Here is a 17183-nt window from a genome sequence, read left to right on the forward strand (position 1 = left end):
ATGTCCCTATTGGCCGACCCTGCAGGCGCTGCCGCAGCTACGATCTCTTGCCTTTGAGTTGATCAGGATCAAAAGATCGCAGCCCGCGGCAGCTCGTACAAGAGGAAAAGCTGAATTTGCGTAGGCGAAGGTTAATCCCTGTTCTAAGCTGACAAACGAATCGCGCCCGTTAAACGCAAAGGAGCCTGCATGGCTGGTCCCGGATTGAGATTAGCGCTTGGCCTGAGCCTCCTGGCTTTACTGAGTGCCTGCGACAAAGAGAAACCGCTCGAAAAGGCTCGGCCACGGGTTTTCGTTCAGGAAGTCAAACTCACCGATTACGCTGCCAACATCACCTTGACCGGCGATGTGCAGGCTCGGGTGCAGACCGAGCTGTCTTTTCGCGTGAGTGGAAAGATCATCCAGCGTACGGTCGATGTGGGTGACCGGATCTCGGCCAGGCAGGTCCTTGCCCGGCTCGACCCGAAGGACCTGCAAACCAGTCTCGACTCGGCACAGGCTCAAGTGGTGGCCGAGCAGGCCAAGGTCAAACAGAACGCCGCGTCTTTCGTGCGCCAGCAAAAACTGTTGCCCAAGGGTTATACCAGCCAAAGCGAGTACGACTCTGCGCAGGCGGCATTGCGCAGTAGCCAAAGCTCACTCGCGGCGGCCCAGGCGCAGTTGGCCAATGCCCGTGAGCAATTGAGTTACACCGCGTTGATGTCGGATGCGCCGGGCGTGATCACTGCGCGTCAGGCAGAAGTCGGGCAGGTGGTTCAGGCCACCGTGCCGATCTTCAGCCTGGCCCAGGACGGTGCGCGCGATGCGGTGTTCAACGTCTATGAATCGCTGCTGGCCGAACCACCATCAGACAAGGGCGTTGTGGTCAGCCTGCTCGATAATCCGGCGATCAAAACCACCGGTACAGTCCGCGAAATCACCCCGGCGGTCTCCGAGCAGACTGGCACTGTGCAAGTCAAAGTCACCCTCGACAGCTTGCCGCCCGGCATGCAACTGGGTTCGGTGGTGAGTGCCACAGCCAATACCCGGGGCAAGTCCGCGGTGGAATTGCCGTGGTCGGCGCTGACCAAAAAAATCAGCGAGCCCGCGGTATGGCTGGTAGACGGCGAAGGCAAGGCGCAGTTGCATACCGTCACCGTCGGCCGCTATCTGACCGGTAAAGTCATCATCAGTGAGGGCCTAAAAGGTGGTGAAAAAGTCGTCGTTGCCGGTGGCCAGTTGCTGCATCCCGGCGTGACGGTGGAAATCGCTGAAGACACCTACAAGGAATTGGCCGCGGAGAGTCAACCATGAAGCATCTGTTACTGGTTCTGACCAGTGTGATGCTGGCGGCCTGCTCGGAAAAAGAAGCGCCAGCGGAGCCGGTGCGACCGGTGTTGTCGATCAAGGTCGAGGCACTGGGTGAACAAAACCTTGGCCGATTCGCGGGGAGCATCCAGGCCCGCTATGAGAGCAATGTCGGTTTCCGTGTACCGGGACGCATCGCGAGCCGTAGCGTCGATGTCGGCGCGGAGGTCGACAAGGGGGCGTTGCTTGCCTCGCTGGACCCTACGGATCAGCAGAACCAATTGCGCTCGGCAGAGGGCGACCTGGCGAGCATCCGGGCGAATCTGATCAACGCCCAGGCCACCGCCCGGCGACAGCAGAGCCTGTTCGATCAAGGCGTGGGCTCCCAGGCGCAACTCGACGCTGCACTGACTGACCTGAAGACCACCCAGGCCTCGCTGGACCAGGCTCAGGCAGCGGTCAGCCAGGCCAAGGATCAACTCAACTACGTTGAATTGCGTGCCGATCACAAAGCGGTCGTCACCGCGTGGATGGCCGAAGCCGGACAAGTGGTCACCGCCGGCCAGCAAGTGGTTACCCTGGCGCGACCGGACATCAAGGAGGCGGTGATCGATCTGCCGGACACCCTGGTCGATCAGTTACCCGAAGACGTGGTGTTCCAGGTTGCTTCGCAATTGAGCCCGGAGATCAACACCACGGCTATCGTGCGGGAAATCGAGCCCCAGGCACAAAGTGCAACCCGTACCCGACGCGCGCGCCTGACCCTTTCCGAAACACCCAGCGGATTTCGCCTGGGCACGGCGATCAGCGTGACATTGATTTCGGCGATCAAGCCGCAGATCGAATTGCCTCTTAGCGCATTGCAGGAAGTCGAAGGCAAGTCGCGCATCTGGGTAATCGATGCCCAGGCGCAAACCGTTTCTCCCAGGGATGTCAGCATCATCAGCCGCACGGACAGCACCGTCGTAGTCGCCAGCGGCGTGAAGTCCGGCGAGCGGATTGTCAGTGCGGGAGTCAACAGCCTCAAACCGGGGCAAAAAGTGAAAGTAGATGAGGGCAGCCCACAATGAAAGGGAGTTTCAACTTATCCGAATGGGCGCTCAAACATCAGTCGTTTGTCTGGTATCTGATGTTCGTCGCATTGCTGATGGGCGTGTTTTCATACCTGAACCTGGGGCGCGAGGAAGACCCTTCCTTCACGATCAAGACCATGGTTATCCAGACCCGCTGGCCAGGTGCGACCCAGGAGGAAACTCTCAAGCAGGTCACTGACCGCATCGAGAAAAAACTCGAAGAACTCGACTCGCTCGACTACGTGAAAAGCTATACCCGACCGGGTGAGTCCACGGTCTACGTTTACTTGCGCGACACGACCAAGGCCAAGGACATTCCGGAAATCTGGTACCAGGTGCGCAAGAAGATCGGCGACATCCGTTATTCGTTTCCACAAGGCATTCAGGGACCGTCGTTCAACGATGAATTCGGCGACGTGTTCGGTTCGATCTATGCCTTTACCGCCGACGGTCTGACATTGCGCCAATTGCGCGACTACGTCGAACAGGCCCGTGCCGATATCCGCGGCGTACCGGGCTTGGGCAAGATCGAGATGATTGGCCAGCAGGACGAAGTCCTGTACCTGAACTTCTCGACCCGCAAACTGGCGGCGCTGGGTATCGATGAGCAACAGGTTGTGCAAAGTCTGCAAACACAAAACGCCGTGACCCCGGCCGGGGTGATCGAGGCGGGACCCGAGCGGATTTCCGTACGCACGTCAGGGCAGTTCATTTCCGAGAAGGATCTGGCCAACGTCAATCTGCGACTCAATGATCGCTTTTATCGTCTGGCCGATATAGCCGATATCCGCCGAGGCTACGTCGACCCCTCGACGCCGGAATTCCGCTTCAATGGCCAACAGGCTATCGGTCTGGCCATAGCCATGCAGACCGGGGGCAACATCCAGGAATTCGGCAAGGCGCTGCATCAGCGTATTAATGAGCTCACTGCCAACCTGCCGATGGGTGTCGGTGTGCACAACGTGTCCGATCAGTCTGTTGTGGTAGAAGCCGCTGTTGGCGGCTTCACCAGTGCGTTGTTCGAAGCGGTGGTGATCGTGTTGGTGGTCAGCTTCATCAGCCTCGGCTTGCGTGCTGGCTTGGTGGTGGCTTGCTCGATCCCGCTGGTATTGGCCATGGTGTTCGTGTTCATGGAGTACAGCGGAATCACCATGCAGCGGATTTCCCTCGGTGCGTTGATCATCGCGCTGGGCCTGCTGGTGGATGACGCAATGATCACGGTCGAGATGATGGTCTCGCGTCTGGAGCTGGGCGAGTCCAAGGAACAGGCTGCGACTTTTGCCTACACCTCGACCGCGTTCCCGATGCTCACCGGCACGCTGGTGACCGTCGCCGGTTTCGTCCCCATTGGTTTGAATGGCAGCTCGGCCGGCGAATACACCTTTACCCTGTTCGCGGTAATTGCCGTCGCGATGATGGTTTCGTGGGTGGTCGCGGTGCTGTTTGCGCCGGTCATCGGCGTGCACATCCTCAGTGCCAATGTGAAGCCGCACGCGGCGGAGCCCGGTCGACTGGGGCGGGCATTCAACGGCGGTCTGTTGTGGTGCATGCGCAACCGGTGGTGGGCGATCGGCATCACGGTGCTGCTGTTCGCGCTGTCGGTTGTGGGTATGCAGTTTGTACAGAACCAATTCTTTCCGGCCTCGGATCGCCCGGAAATCCTCGTGGATCTGAACCTGCCACAAAACGCCTCGATCGATGAAACCCGCAAGGCCGTGGACAAGCTCGAGGCGACGCTCAAGGGTGACCCGGATATCGTGCGCTGGAGTAGTTACGTCGGCCAGGGTGCGATTCGTTTTTATCTGCCCCTCGACCAGCAACTGCAGAACCCGTATTACGCGCAACTGGTGATCGTCGCCAAAGACTTCGAGACGCGCGCCGCCCTCAGCGATCGGCTGCGTGAACGTCTGCGCAATGATTTCGTGGGTATCGGCAGTTTCGTCCAGGCGCTGGAGTTAGGCCCGCCTGTGGGGCGGCCGATCCAGTACCGCGTCAGCGGCCCGGACATCGACCAGGTGCGCAAGCACGCCATCGATCTGGCCAGCCAGCTGGACAAGAACCCGCACATCGGCGAAATCATTTTCGACTGGAACGAGCCTGGCAAGGTGCTGCGCATCGATATCGCCCAGGACAAGGCTCGCCAGCTCGGCTTGTCTTCCGAAGACGTGGCGAACCTGATGAACAGCATCGTCACTGGCTCGACGGTGACGCAGGTCGACGACGATATCTACCTGATCAATGTGGTCGGCCGCGCCGTGGATGCTGAACGGGGCTCGCCGGAAACCCTGCAGAACCTGCAAATTCTCACGCCGGGCGGCACCTCGATTCCCCTGCTCGCGTTTGCCTCGGTGCGTTACGAACTGGAGCAACCGCTTGTGTGGCGTCGCGACCGCAAACCGACAATCACCATCAAGACCGCAGTGATCGGTGATATTCAGCCAACCGATCTGGTGAAGCTGCTCAAACCGGACATCGACAAGTACGCCGCCGCATTGCCTGCGGGGTACAAGGTCGCCACGGGCGGTACGGTGGAGGAGAGTGCCAAGGCCCAGGGGCCGATCAACAAAGTCGTGCCGTTGATGATATTCCTGATGGCCACCTTTCTGATGATTCAACTGCACAGCGTGCAGAAGATGTTCCTGGTAGCCAGCGTCGCGCCGCTGGGCTTGATCGGCGTGGTGTTGGCGCTGGTGCCGACCGGAACGCCAATGGGCTTTGTGGCGATACTCGGCATCCTGGCGCTGATCGGCATCATCATCCGCAACTCGGTGATCCTGGTAACCCAGATCGACACGTTCATCGCCGACGGTTCTTCACCATGGGATGCCGTGGTGGAAGCTACCGAACACCGGCGGCGCCCGATTTTGCTCACCGCCGCGGCGGCGAGCCTGGGCATGATCCCGATTGCCCGGGAAGTGTTCTGGGGACCGATGGCCTACGCGATGATCGGCGGGATCATCGTCGCGACCTTGCTGACGCTGCTGTTTTTGCCGGCACTGTATGTGGCCTGGTACAAGATTCGCGAGCCGAAGAAAGACGCCGCGCAGTGATCGTTCCCACGCTCTGCGGCATGACGCAGAGCGTCACTGGCTGCATTCCCACGCAGAGCGTGGGAACGATCAGTCGACGCGCCGCCAGACACTCGCCAGCCAGGGCTGCTGCTCGCGCGGCAGCCCCGCCGGCCGGTAGTAATGCTCCAGCTCGACAAAGCCCGCCTCGGTCAGCAGCTGTTGCCAGGCCGCAAGATCGTGATACGCCCCATACCGTGGCCCGTTCCAGCCTTCCTGATTTTCGCCACGAGGATTGGAACTGAACAACACCCCTCCCGGTTTCAACGTTCCCCACAACTGTTTCAACACCCGCGGCAGTTCCTGTCGCGGAACATGAAACAACACCGCGTTGGCAAAAATCCCGTCGAAACGCTCGGCCGGCAAGTCGAGCTTCAGGAAGTCCTGTTGCCAGACTTCGCAGCCACTGTCGTCACGGGCCATTTGCGCGAACCTTTCCGAACCGTCCAGTCCGACGGCCCGATGGCCCATGCGCGTAAACGTCTGCAAATCACGACCGGGACCGCAGCCAAAATCGAGAATGTCGAACGGCGCCGTGCCTTGAATGTGCCGCAACAGCGCGTCGATATTCTGGCTGACATCGTGATCGCGTGTCCCCTCACGAAAGTTCTCAGCGACCGAGTTGTAATGGCCCAGAGTGGTGGCGGTGATCTGCTTGAGGTCGTCGGGGGTTTGTTTCATGGTCGGCTGCGCAGGTAAAGGAGTTGTGCCGACTATAAGCGCTTTCGCGCTTCAAAAGATCGCAACCTACGGCAGCGCCTACATTGGGTAACCGATATCGCGACTAAACGAACAGGGGTGGCGGCTGCACGCAGGTTAGTCGACCGGCCTCTAGGAATACCGGCGCACCCGAAGGTGCCCTGCGCACAGCCACCATAAAATTCAGGCAATAAAAAACACCTGAAAGAGGTGACGCTGTACGCCTAGAGGAACCGGGCGACTAAACCCGTTCACTGATGAGCAGTGACGAACCGAGACTAGCCAGCGAATTTGCCAGGCGCAAGCGAGCGAAATGATCTAGGAAATGACCTGCAAAGGAAAGGAATCGGGACTTCGGAATTGCCGATTTCTCTGTGGGAAAACTTCCCTTCTGCGTCCAATAATCCCTCATGGCCAGGAAGCTGTTATGCAGGACAAACACGCTTTGTGGCGAGGGAGCTTGCTCCCGCTGGGCTGCGAAGAAGCCCCCCAGACCATTCAAAGAGGTGTATCAGAAACATGCGGGTGTCAGTTTTTGCGATTGCTGCGCAATCGAGCGGGAGCAAGCTCCCTCGCCACAAAAGCGCCTCCATCCCCCAGCCTACTCAGCGCTTGTTGAGCCCCCGCGCCAACCGATCCCCGCCCAACTGAATCACTGCCACCAACGCCACCAGCAACACAATCACCGTCAGCATGATCTGGCTGTCAAAGCGCTGGTAGCCATACCGGTAGGCGATGTCACCCAGGCCGCCCGCACCGATCGCCCCGGCCATGGCCGACGAATTGATCATGGTCACCAGGGTGATGGTGAATCCGCCGACAATCCCCGGTAGCGCTTCCGGCAACAGCACGTGCCAGACGATGTGCTCGCGCCGGCAACCCATGGCTTGCGCCGCTTCGATCAAGCCATGGTCGACTTCACGCAGACTGACCTCGGCAATACGCGCAAAGAACGGTGTCGCGGCGATGGTCAGCGGCACCACAGCCGCCCAGACGCCGTAGGTGGTGCCGACGATCAGGCGGGTGAAGGGGATCAGCGCGACCATCAAAATCAGGAACGGGATCGAACGGAACAAGTTCACGAACGCGCCCAATGCGCGATTAAGCGCCGGGGCTTCGTAGATGCCGCCCTTGGAGCTGGTGACCAGGATCACCGCCAGCGGAATACCCGCCAGCAGGGCGATCAGCGATGACACACCGACCATCAGAAACGTATCTATGAAGCCTTGCAGCAAGCGATCAAACCACATAACCCAATACCTCCACCTGTTGCGCCCAACGGCCGGCGCGTTGCTGCAATTCTTCGGCAGCGTGGGATGATCCGGTCACTGCCAGTAGCAGTTGCCCAAGCGCGTGTCCCTGAATCCGTTCCACGCCACCCTGCAACAGACGCACGCGTCCACCGAGAGCGGCGAACAGCGCGGCCAGGTCCGGTTCAGCCTGGGCCGCTCCGGTAAATTGCAGGCGCAGTACCACAGCGTCTTCGGCGGAGCGTGGTTGAGGCTGCAAACGGCTTTGCAGCTCCGGCGGCAGGGCATGTTGCAACGGCGCGAGCAAGGTCTTGCTGACTTCATGCTGCGGATTGCCGAACACTTCCCACACCGGGCCTTGTTCAACGATCCGGCCATGTTCGAGGACGACGACGCGATCGCAGATCTCGCGGATCACCGCCATTTCATGGGTGATCAAAATGATGGTCAGCCCCAGGCGTTGATTGATCTCGCGCAACAGCCCGAGGATCGACTGCGTGGTCTCCGGGTCCAGTGCCGAAGTGGCCTCGTCACACAGCAGAATCGCCGGGTCGTGCACCAGCGCGCGGGCGATACCGACACGCTGTTTCTGACCGCCGGACAACTGCGCCGGGTAGGCCTTGTGCTTGTTTTGCAGACCCACCAATTCCAGCAGCTCGCGGACCTTTTGCTCGCGTTTTTCCTTGGCGACACCGGCGACTTTCAGGGGCAGTTCGACGTTCTGCCAAACCGTCTTGGCCGACATCAGATTGAAGTGCTGGAAGATCATGCCAATGCGCCGGCGCAGCGCTACGAGGCGGTCCTCATCGAACTCGCCGATGTCGATCTGATCGATCAGCACCCGGCCCGAGCTCGGTTGCTCAAGGCGATTGATGGTGCGGATCAACGACGACTTGCCGGCGCCGCTGCGACCGATAATGCCGAACACTTCACCGTGCTGGATCGCCAGGTCGATGCCGTGCAGCGCGGCCACCGGACCTTGTTTGCCGTCGTAGGTTTTACCCAGGCCGATGAAGCGCACGTGAGCGCTATTGAGCGCTGGGTGCAACTCGGTCTGTTGTGCTTTGTGAGGCGCTGGAGTTTCCAGTCGCCGTTGCGTGGCAGCCGTCATGCTCAACTCTCCCAACCGGCTTGATAGAGCTTGCCATGGGCTTTATCCAGAGCGGCGCGAACGGCTGGCGAATGCTGATAGATGTCGACGAACTTGATCAGGCGCGGGTCGGTTTTGCTCTTCGGCTGGATCACGAATTGAATCACGTATTCCTTGTGATCGAGGCCGTCGAACAGCAGCGCGGAGCCCGCATCGAAGGTCTTCGACAATCGAATGTAGGCCGGGTAACCCTGGACCAGATCGGCGTCGTCGTAGGCACGCACCAGTTGCACGGCTTCAACCTGGAGAATCTTGATTTGCTTCGGGTTGGCGATGATGTCTTCTTCGGTGGCCTTGTAGCCGACACCGGGTTTGAGGGTGATCAGGCCAGCCTTGGCCAGCAACTGTAAACCACGACCGCTGTTGATCGGATCGTTGGCGATGGCGACGCTGGCGCCTTGCGGCAGCTCGTCGAAGCTTTTGTATTTTTTCGAGTAGAGGCCGACGTTGTTGATGATTCCCGGCGCGAACGGCACCAGGTCAAAACCGGAAGCAGCCTTGGCGTTTTCCAGGAACGGAATGTGCTGGAAGTAGTTCACGTCGATGTCGCCGGCAGCCAGGCTGACGTTGGGTGCGATCCAGTCGGTGAACTCCACCAGCTCGACTTTCAGGCCGTGCTTGCCGGCTTCTTCGACCGCCGCTTCCAGAGGAATGGCGAAGGCGGCGGTGGTGCCGATTTTCAGCGGAGCGTCGGCGGCGAAAACCGCAGAGCTGAACAGGCCGAGGGCCAGGGCCAGTGCTTTGACTGGGTGAGAGAAGAGCTTCTTGGTCATGATGTTTTTTCCAGTCAGTGCGATCGTTCCCACGCTCTGCGTGGGAATGCCTCTCGGGACGCTCCGCGTCCCTGCGGTTGTGACGCGGAGCGTCACTGGCTGCATTCCCACGCGGAGCGTGGGAACGATCGGGTTAGTGTCGGTAGTGAGAGCCGGTATGTTGCTCAGGCAAATGCGCCCCTTCGCGAAACAGCTTTTCCCGCAGGCTGCCATCGTCATAAGCGGTCTTGTACGAGCCACGTCGTTGCAACTCGGGAATCACCAGTTCGATGAAGTCCACATAGCTTTCCGGCGTGACGATCCGCGTCAGGTTGAAGCCGTCGAGGCCGGTTTCGGCGATCCACGATTCCAGTTCATCCGCCACTTGCTGCGGCGAGCCGACCACGGTGATGTAGCGCCCGCCGAGAGCGTGTTGCTCCAGCAATTTGCGTCGGGTCCAGTCATTGTTCTGCAGGTTTTTGGTCGCTGACTGGATCGCGTTGCTTTTGACGTACTGGATCGGTTCGTCAATGGCGTACTCGGAAAAATCGATCCCGGTAGAGGCCGAGAAATGCGCCACCCCGGCCTCGGCACTGGCGTAGCTCAGGTATTCGGCGTGCTTGGCCCAGGCCAGTTCTTCGGTTTCGCCGACGATCACATTCAGGCCCATGAACACCTTGATGTCTTCGCGATTGCGCCCGGCGTCGACAGCGCTGGCGCGGACTTTGTCCACTTGCACCATGGTCGACGCCTTGGTCTGGCCGCTGATGAACACGCACTCGGCGTGCCGGCCGGCGAACACCAGGCCACGATCGGAACTGCCGGCCTGGAACAACACCGGCGTGCGTTGTGGCGAGGGTTCGCACAGGTGATATCCCTCGACCTGATAGAACTCGCCCTTGTGCTCGACCTTGTGCACTTTGTCCGGTTGCGCATAGATGCGTTGCCGTGGATCGTTCAGCACCGCAGCGTTTTCCCAGCTGCCTTCCCAGAGTTTGTAGAGCACCTCCAGGTACTCGTCGGCCTGGTCGTAACGGCGGTCGTGCTCGACCTGTTTGCTCAGGCCCATGGCTTTGGCGGCGCTGTCGAGGTAACCGGTGACGATGTTCCAGCCCACCCGGCCACGGCTCAGATGATCCAGCGTCGACATGCGTCGGGCGAACAGATACGGCGGCTCGTAAGTGAGGTTGGCGGTGAGGCCGAAGCCGAGGTTTTTGGTCACGGCAGCCATGGCCGAGACCAGCAGCAGCGGGTCATTGACCGGCAGCTGGATCGACTCCTTGAGTGGAACGTCCACCGAATTCTGGTAGACGTCGTAGACCCCGACGATGTCGGCGATGAACAAGCCGTCGAACAACCCGCGCTCGAGCAACTGCGCCAGTTCGGTCCAGTAGTCGATGGTTTTGTACCGGGTCGAGGTGTCCCGGGGATGCGTCCACAGACCATGGTTGATGTGCCCGATGCAGTTCATGTTGAATGCATTGAGCAGGATCTTTTTCTTGGCCATCAGATGGTCCCCCGCAGTGGCGGGTTTTCATCGTTGAGGTAGTAATTGCCCACCGCGTGATACTTCCAGCGCACCGGGTCGTGCAGGGTATGCACCCGAGCGTTGCGCCAGTGGCGATCCAGACCGTGTTCAATCAGGGTTGCCTGGCTGCCGGCCAATTCGAACAGGGTGCTGCCGGCGGCCAGGGAAACTTCGCTGCTGATGGCCCGAACTTCGGCGACGGCAATCGATGCAGCGGCGACGGTTTCGGCGTTGGTGTCGGCCTGGGCCTTGTCGAGGAACTCACCGGCGCGCTCCAGCAGCGCTTCGGTGGCGTGCAAACGAATGCTCAAGTGGCCGAAGCTCTTGAGGGTCAGTGGATCGTCGGTGGCTTTTTCATGCGTCGCGTCGATCCACGGGCGGGTCTTGGTGCGCACGAAGTGCAGGGCATCTTCGTAGGCGGCGCGGGCGATGCCGGTGTCGATGGCCGCATGGAGAATTTGCGCCAACGGGCCGACCGGTGTCGGGCGCTCGAACGCGCTTTGAAACGGGATGACGTCTTCGGCGGCGACGAAGACATCTTCGAACACCACCGAGCCGCTACCGGTGGTGCGCTGGCCGAAGCCGCTCCAGTCGTCGATGACGGTCAAGCCTTTGCTGTTGCTTGGGACGAAGGCCAATTGCTGCACGCCGTTTTCATCGATCACCGAGGTCGGGATGCGTTGGGCGTATATCGCACCGGTGGCGTAGAACTTGCGACCGTTTATGCGATAGCCCTTGCGCGCTCCCTGCACATCAGGGGTGAGGCGGGTGACGCGGTCGTGAGCGGTTTTGGTGCCGAGCTCGGCGAGCGCATTGCCGAAGCGCTGTCCGGCCAGCACTTCGGCGTACAGGCGTTTTTTCTGCTCTTCGTTGCCGTTTACGCGCAACACTTCAAGGGCATAGAAATGGTTCTGCGGAATTTGCCCGAGCGAGCCGTCAGCCTGCGCAATCAGCGCGATGATCTTGGCCAGGGTGACGTTGGAAACGCCAGCGCCGCCATACTCTTTGGGCACGCTGACGCCCCACAGACCGGAACGGGAAAACACTTCCAGCTCCGGGTGCGGCAGTCGACGCTCGCGGTCACGCAGGGCGCTATCGCGCTTGAAATCGTCGGCCAGGTCGCTGGCGACAATCAGGGCTTGCTCATCGCTGGTCAGGACCGCGACGTGCTGAGAACTTGTCATGTGTTTCTCCAGATGTCTGGTCGTCAGATCCAGGAGTGGCGAGCCGGCAACGTGCCGTTCAGGTGATAGGCACCGACTGCGTGATACTTCCAGCGCACCGGGTCGTGCAGGGTGTGCACGCGGGCGTTGCGCCAGTGGCGGTCGAGGTTGAATTCGGCGAGGGTCGCGCGGCTGCCGGCCAGTTCGAAAAGCTTTTCGCTGGCCAACAGTGAGATCTCGGTGGTCAGCACCTTGGCTTCGGCCACGGCAATCGAAGCGCGGGCGGCTGACTCGGCGGTGAGCGGCGCAGCGTTGACCTGATCAAGCACGTGTCCGGCCTTGCGCAGCAGGGCTTCGGCAGCGTGCAACTCGATTTTCAGTTTGCCGATGTCGGCGATCACATAGAGGTCATCACTGGCCCTGTCGACGTTGGCATCGATCCATGGCCGGGAGCGGGTTTTCACGAACTCGATGGCATCGTCGATGGCACCCCGGGCGATTCCGGCATCAATGGCTGCCTGGATCAATTGCGAGACGGCGCCCTGAGTATTGGGCTTGTCGTTGATCTTCCAGTTGTCCACTACCAGTTCGGCGTCGACCCGTACGTTGTTGAGCAAAACCGTACCGCTGGCGGTGGTGCGCTGGCCGAAACCGGACCAGTCATCGACGATGCGCAATCCCGGTGTGCCGCGACGGACGAAGGCCAGTACCTGCCTGCCATCGTCGTTCAGGGCCTTGACCGCAACCCAGTGCGCGAACAGCGCGCCGGTGGAGTAAAACTTTTGCCCATTGAGGACAAAGCCATCGCCATCGGCGGTGATGCGCGCCTTGAGGTCCAGCGTGTTCTTGCTGCCTCGCTCCGGCCCGGCATTGCCGATGCGCCAGCCCTCGAGCACGCTTTTGAACAGCTGTTTTTTCTGCGCTTCGGTGGCGCTGCCCAACACCAGGTTCAGGATGCCGAACTGGTTCTGTGGAATCTGTCCGAGGGCCGGGTCCGCCGCAGAAATGATCGCGAAAACCTCGGCCAGGGTGACGAACGAAACTTGCGGGCCACCGTACTCCCGCGGGATACCAATGCTGCCCAGCCCGCTGCGGGTGAATTGTTCGATTTCCGACCATGGCAACTTGCGCTGCTGGTCACGTTTGGCCGCGTGCAGGCGTGCTATCTGCGCCAGTTCGTGGGCGGCCTTGATGGCTTGTGCGTCGTTGCGCAGCACTTGCGCGGGCAACAACAGGGGGGCGATATCCAGATCACTCTGGACAATTGCATCTGCCAGACTGGACATCAGTGCCGCTCCTTGGCTGCACGCAATGCCCTGGCGATCTGCACTGGGGTGATTGTGTTCCGGACCATACCTACCTCACATCTCATGGAAACGCCGCTGGGGCGTAGAAAACAAGAATGTCCGGTGGTCCGGTGTATATACCCTAAGCGTTTATAAAAAAGTTATGAACTAACTTTTAGGAATATATATAGAAGGGGTGGTGGGCGCAGGGCAACACTTGCTGCTGTAGCAACAGCGCGCTTGTGCGGCCTCGGGTCGTTGCTTTTTCGCGACTTTCAGCCACGAACCGGCGCAACCAATTTTCAACGAACGTGCCGGCGCCCACCGTGAGTTGTTGCCGACCCGGTCGAGAATGCAATAAGTCACCTCCAGCCGCAGATCCTCGCCCGCCTCGATAATGATCGCTGGCGGCACCCATACCTGGATCGGCTGGCCCACGTCGCTCGCCTTGAGTCGTGGCAAGTCCATGCGCACATCGCCCCAGCGCAGGGTGATTTCGTCGTCCGCCGCCATGTTCAGGTACGGCTCGATGGTCAGCGGCACGCCGCGTTTGATCTGGTTGGGATTCACGCCCTGGCGGCGAATCGTTTCAGGGATGCTCACGGGGGCCAGGCGTTGGTTTTCGTCGCCGCACAGGTTGGAAGGTTCGCCACCCGGACAATCGAGCTTGACTCGAACGCGTCCGACAGCCGATACCGCCGGCCCCCGGCCAATCTGCATGATCCGGTAATGAATGCGCGAGGCGCCATTGGCAATGAAACTCTCGGGTACGCGCAAGTGGACGGAACGGCCTACATCGTCGGGCGTGACCACCCTGGAGGCGACGTAGCAGTTGTCCCAGAACAGTTCGATGAGGTCGCCTTCGTCCATCGCAGGGTAGGGCGGCACATCGATCAGCAGGTGCGAGGCCGATACGATATTGATGTCGCTTTTGTGAGATTGCGCCAGGGTTGGGGCTGCGAGTTCGGGATGGTTCGAAATGTTTTTCATGGAGTCTCCTTGAAGTTGTTGCAGCGAAGTCCGTTTCTGAAAAATAAATGCATCAAGTGCGAGTAAAAAGGCAATTGCTTATTTTGTTTTAAATAACGGGTGGCGCGTCTTGGTGACTAGATAAGAGTGCGGGTGAATCAGTGTCAATAGCGATTGTTAGTTAGGCTTGGAATATGATGTTATTCAGAAAAGTCCTACGCATTAAAGTTAAGAAGCGCTATGGGTGAGTAGAAAATGCTTATAAATACAGGGCGAGTCGGGCTTGGATGCGCGGGGAGGGCGTGCGGCGGGTGATTGGCGGATGCGGGGGAATTGGCAGTGAAAGTCTGTTGCGGGATATATATATGTACTGCGCATGCGCACAAAATATTAACTATGGTTTTTTGATTTTGTTATGCGCAGGCGGGCGGTGGGCGCAACTTCCGTCCGTGGAAGTTGGCAGTGTTGCCAAGGTGTTAGTTGTGTGAGTTATTAAGGAATTTACTGAGGAACTGCTTCGTGCGTTCTTCTTTCGGATTGGCGAATAGTGCCTTGGATTCGCCTTGTTCGACGATCACACCCTTGTCGAAAAACACCACGCGATTGGCCACGTCACGGGCGAAAGCCATTTCGTGGGTCACGATGACCATCGTGCGATTCTCTTCGGCCAGGCCGCGGATCGTCGCCAACACTTCACCGACCAACTCCGGGTCAAGTGCCGAGGTCGGTTCATCGAACAGGATCACTTCCGGTTCCATCGCCAGCGCGCGGGCAATCGCCACGCGTTGTTGCTGGCCGCCCGAGAGGCGGCGCGGATAAGCGTCTTCCTTACCCGCCAGGCCCACCTTGGCCAACAGTTTCTTGCCCAGGGCGACGGCGTCGGCATGCGGGATCTTCTTGACGATGATCGGGCCTTCGATAACGTTTTCCAGGGCTGTGCGATGGGGGAACAGGTTGAAATTCTGAAACACGAAGCCCACGTGCTGGCGCAGGTTGCGCACCAGACTTTGTTGCTGGTTCAACGGGCGGCCGGTATCGATCTCGATATCGCCGACCTTGATCCGGCCACTGGTGGGCTCTTCCAGAAAATTCAGGCAACGCAGGAATGTGGTCTTGCCCGAGCCGCTAGGCCCGATGATCGCCACGACCTCGCCTTCCTTCACTTGCAGGTCGATGCCGTTGAGCACCACTTGACCCTTGAACTGCTTTGTCAGTTTTTCCACGACAATCATTGGGTCAGGACTCCTGGTCGTGCCGATTGACCCGCTCTTCCAACTTGTTCTGCAGGTGCGAGAGCACCGTGGCCAGAATCCAGTAGATCAGCGCGGCGGCAAGATACATGGTGAACACTTCGAAGGTGCGGGCGGTAATCAGTTGTGCCTGGCGGAACAGCTCCGGCACCTGAATGGTGGCCGCCAGCGCGGTGTCCTTGACCAGCGAAATGAAGCTGTTGCCCAGTGGCGGCAATGCGGTGCGCATCGCCTGCGGCAGGATGGCCCGGCGCAGGGTCTGCGCACGGGTCATGCCGATACTGGCAGCAGCTTCCCACTGACCGCGCTCGATGGAGCTGATCGCGGCGCGCAGGATCTCACAGGCGTAGGCGGCCATGTTCAGCGAAAAGCCGATCAGGGCCGCCGGCAGTGGATCGAGTTCCATGCCCAGTTGCGGCAAGCCGTAATAGATCACGAACAGTTGCACCAGCAACGGCGTGCCGCGAAAGAACGATACGTAGACACGGGCGATCCAGCTCACCAGCTTGAAGCGCGACAGACGCATCAGTGCCAGGCCGAAGCCCAGCACCAGACCGAAGAACATCCCGCCCAGGCTCAGGATGACCGTGTAGTACGCGCCCTTGAGCAGGAAGGGCAGGGAATCGAGTGCGAGTTGAAAAGCTTCTTCCATTATTGAGTGACGTCAGCGTTGAAGTATTTTTCCGAAAGCTTTTTCAACGTGCCGTCGGCGCGCAGCTTGTCGATAGCCTTGTTCACTGCAGCCAGCAGCTCAGGCTCGCCTTTGCGCAGGGCGATACCGGCTTCCTGACGGGAGAATGCTTCACCTGCCGCGGTGGTGTCTTTTGCCTTCTTGGCATATTCCAGTGCGGCCAGACGGTCGATCAGGATGGCATCGATGCGGCCCACGCGCAGGTCCTGGAATTTGGTTGGATCATCTTCGTAGGTGCGCACGTCAGCGGTCGGTACGTTGGCTTTTACCCACTCTTCGTAGTTGGTGCCCAGGCCTACGCCGACTTTCTTGCCGCCCAGGTCGGCAGCCGACTTGATGTTCAGCTCGGCGGCCTTTTTCGTCAGTACCAGCGCCTGAATCCCGGAAACGGTGTACGGCTCGGAGAAGTCATACTTCTTCTTGCGTTCTTCGGTAATGGTCACCTGGTTGATCACGGCGTCCAGACGCTTGGATTCCAGGGCTGCCAGAATGCCTTCCCATTTGGTCGGTTGCAGCTTGACCTTCACGCCCAGCTCTTTGGCCAGCGCTTCAGAAAATTCGACTTCGAAGCCCGACAGCTTGCCGCTTTCGTCGACGAAGCTAAACGGTGGATAAGTGCCTTCCAGGCCGACGTTGATTACGCCTTTGTCCTTGATTTGTTGCAGTTGCTCACCGGCAACCGCCTGGCCGATCAGGCCGGCGCTCAGTGCCAGGCCCAGCGAACCTACCAGCAGATTTCGACGTAGTGCGGAAAAATTCATGACAAGCCCCTGTGTTTTCTTATGGAAGACGCTTAAGGAAAGTTGGCAAATTCGGGATTGGAACGACTGCGATATCCTGCCCTAAAGCAGCTTATGCGTCTCGCAGCAAATTCGCCTGCGGCATGACTATATGATGGCGTTATTAGATTAGAAAATAATAAATTCTATTTTTGTTATGCATTAATGGAATAATTGGTCGGCAATGGGTGATCGTTCCCACGCTCCGTGGGAATGCCTCATGGGAGGCTCCGCGTCC

The 17183-nt window shown here is 59.4% G+C and carries 14 protein-coding genes; 3 read left to right on the forward strand and 11 right to left on the reverse strand.

Annotated features, from left to right (window positions below; genetic code table 11):
- The first annotated feature begins 189 nt into the window (after window positions 1-189).
- Genes ASD60_RS00295 through ASD60_RS00305 form a run of 3 tightly spaced genes read left to right on the forward strand, consistent with a single transcriptional unit; the run spans window position 190 to window position 5410 of the window.
- Window positions 190-1293, forward strand: coding sequence for an efflux RND transporter periplasmic adaptor subunit (locus tag ASD60_RS00295; protein WP_056852079.1), 1104 nt, complete (start codon window positions 190-192; stop codon window positions 1291-1293).
- Window positions 1290-2357 carry an efflux RND transporter periplasmic adaptor subunit gene (locus ASD60_RS00300; protein ID WP_056852080.1) on the forward strand — a complete coding sequence of 356 codons (1068 nt, stop codon included), beginning with the start codon at window positions 1290-1292 and terminating at the stop codon, window positions 2355-2357. Before ASD60_RS00295 ends, ASD60_RS00300 begins: the two co-directional genes overlap by 4 nt.
- Complete coding sequence (locus ASD60_RS00305; protein ID WP_056852081.1) at window positions 2354-5410, forward strand: efflux RND transporter permease subunit; 3057 nt, start codon at window positions 2354-2356, stop codon at window positions 5408-5410. Before ASD60_RS00300 ends, ASD60_RS00305 begins: the two co-directional genes overlap by 4 nt.
- 69 nt (window positions 5411-5479) lie before the next feature.
- Here the strand turns inward: ASD60_RS00305 and ASD60_RS00310 are convergent, their stop codons facing one another.
- From ASD60_RS00310 to tcyJ, 11 genes are all read right to left on the reverse strand, one after another.
- Entirely contained in the window at window positions 5480-6109 is a 630-nt protein-coding gene (locus ASD60_RS00310; protein ID WP_056852082.1) for a class I SAM-dependent methyltransferase, read from the reverse strand.
- 623 nt (window positions 6110-6732) lie between these two features.
- Entirely contained in the window at window positions 6733-7377 is a 645-nt protein-coding gene (locus ASD60_RS00315; protein ID WP_020795820.1) for a methionine ABC transporter permease, read from the reverse strand.
- Entirely contained in the window at window positions 7367-8488 is a 1122-nt protein-coding gene (locus tag ASD60_RS00320) for a methionine ABC transporter ATP-binding protein (protein WP_056852083.1), read from the reverse strand. The genes ASD60_RS00315 and ASD60_RS00320 overlap by 11 nt, the downstream gene beginning before the upstream one ends.
- Window positions 8489-8490: 2 nt before the next feature.
- A complete protein-coding gene (locus ASD60_RS00325) occupies window positions 8491-9300 on the reverse strand; it encodes a MetQ/NlpA family ABC transporter substrate-binding protein (RefSeq protein ID WP_056852084.1) in 810 nt (269 codons plus the stop codon).
- A gap of 133 nt (window positions 9301-9433) precedes the next feature.
- Window positions 9434-10786, reverse strand: a complete 1353-nt coding sequence (locus ASD60_RS00330; RefSeq protein WP_056852085.1) for an LLM class flavin-dependent oxidoreductase — start codon at window positions 10784-10786, stop codon at window positions 9434-9436.
- On the reverse strand, window positions 10786-11991 hold the full coding sequence (locus ASD60_RS00335; protein ID WP_056852086.1) for an SfnB family sulfur acquisition oxidoreductase: 1206 nt from the start codon (window positions 11989-11991) through the stop codon (window positions 10786-10788). Before ASD60_RS00335 ends, ASD60_RS00330 begins: the two co-directional genes overlap by 1 nt.
- A gap of 23 nt (window positions 11992-12014) precedes the next feature.
- Window positions 12015-13256, reverse strand: coding sequence for an SfnB family sulfur acquisition oxidoreductase (locus tag ASD60_RS00340; RefSeq protein ID WP_056852087.1), 1242 nt, complete (start codon window positions 13254-13256; stop codon window positions 12015-12017).
- Between the two features lie 168 nt (window positions 13257-13424).
- Window positions 13425-14246, reverse strand: coding sequence for a hypothetical protein (locus ASD60_RS00345; RefSeq protein ID WP_236708388.1), 822 nt, complete (start codon window positions 14244-14246; stop codon window positions 13425-13427).
- A gap of 455 nt (window positions 14247-14701) precedes the next feature.
- The gene (gene tcyN, locus ASD60_RS00350) at window positions 14702-15457 is read right to left on the reverse strand and encodes an L-cystine ABC transporter ATP-binding protein TcyN (RefSeq protein WP_056852088.1); all 756 of its coding nucleotides are present in this window, start codon (window positions 15455-15457) and stop codon (window positions 14702-14704) included.
- A gap of 4 nt (window positions 15458-15461) precedes the next feature.
- Window positions 15462-16127 (reverse strand): cystine ABC transporter permease, encoded by a 666-nt coding sequence (gene tcyL / locus ASD60_RS00355; RefSeq protein ID WP_056852089.1) that lies wholly within the window; start codon window positions 16125-16127, stop codon window positions 15462-15464.
- Complete coding sequence (tcyJ, locus tag ASD60_RS00360; protein ID WP_056852090.1) at window positions 16127-16927, reverse strand: cystine ABC transporter substrate-binding protein; 801 nt, start codon at window positions 16925-16927, stop codon at window positions 16127-16129. Before tcyJ ends, tcyL begins: the two co-directional genes overlap by 1 nt.
- Between the last annotated feature and the right edge of the window lie 256 nt (window positions 16928-17183).

Source organism: Pseudomonas sp. Root562 (assembly GCF_001427125.1).
Classification (GTDB): domain Bacteria; phylum Pseudomonadota; class Gammaproteobacteria; order Pseudomonadales; family Pseudomonadaceae; genus Aquipseudomonas.

Coding starts and splice junctions, on each gene's coding strand:
- ASD60_RS00295 (WP_056852079.1), top strand. CDS start 190: ATGGCTGGTCCCGGATTGAGATTAGCGCTTGGCCTGAGCCTCCTGGCT.
- ASD60_RS00300 (WP_056852080.1), top strand. CDS start 1,290: ATGAAGCATCTGTTACTGGTTCTGACCAGTGTGATGCTGGCGGCCTGC.
- ASD60_RS00305 (WP_056852081.1), top strand. CDS start 2,354: ATGAAAGGGAGTTTCAACTTATCCGAATGGGCGCTCAAACATCAGTCG.
- ASD60_RS00310 (WP_056852082.1), bottom strand. CDS start 6,109: ATGAAACAAACCCCCGACGACCTCAAGCAGATCACCGCCACCACTCTG.
- ASD60_RS00315 (WP_020795820.1), bottom strand. CDS start 7,377: ATGTGGTTTGATCGCTTGCTGCAAGGCTTCATAGATACGTTTCTGATG.
- ASD60_RS00320 (WP_056852083.1), bottom strand. CDS start 8,488: ATGACGGCTGCCACGCAACGGCGACTGGAAACTCCAGCGCCTCACAAA.
- ASD60_RS00325 (WP_056852084.1), bottom strand. CDS start 9,300: ATGACCAAGAAGCTCTTCTCTCACCCAGTCAAAGCACTGGCCCTGGCC.
- ASD60_RS00330 (WP_056852085.1), bottom strand. CDS start 10,786: ATGGCCAAGAAAAAGATCCTGCTCAATGCATTCAACATGAACTGCATC.
- ASD60_RS00335 (WP_056852086.1), bottom strand. CDS start 11,991: ATGACAAGTTCTCAGCACGTCGCGGTCCTGACCAGCGATGAGCAAGCC.
- ASD60_RS00340 (WP_056852087.1), bottom strand. CDS start 13,256: ATGTCCAGTCTGGCAGATGCAATTGTCCAGAGTGATCTGGATATCGCC.
- ASD60_RS00345 (WP_236708388.1), bottom strand. CDS start 14,246: ATGAAAAACATTTCGAACCATCCCGAACTCGCAGCCCCAACCCTGGCG.
- tcyN (WP_056852088.1), bottom strand. CDS start 15,457: ATGATTGTCGTGGAAAAACTGACAAAGCAGTTCAAGGGTCAAGTGGTG.
- tcyL (WP_056852089.1), bottom strand. CDS start 16,127: ATGGAAGAAGCTTTTCAACTCGCACTCGATTCCCTGCCCTTCCTGCTC.
- tcyJ (WP_056852090.1), bottom strand. CDS start 16,927: ATGAATTTTTCCGCACTACGTCGAAATCTGCTGGTAGGTTCGCTGGGC.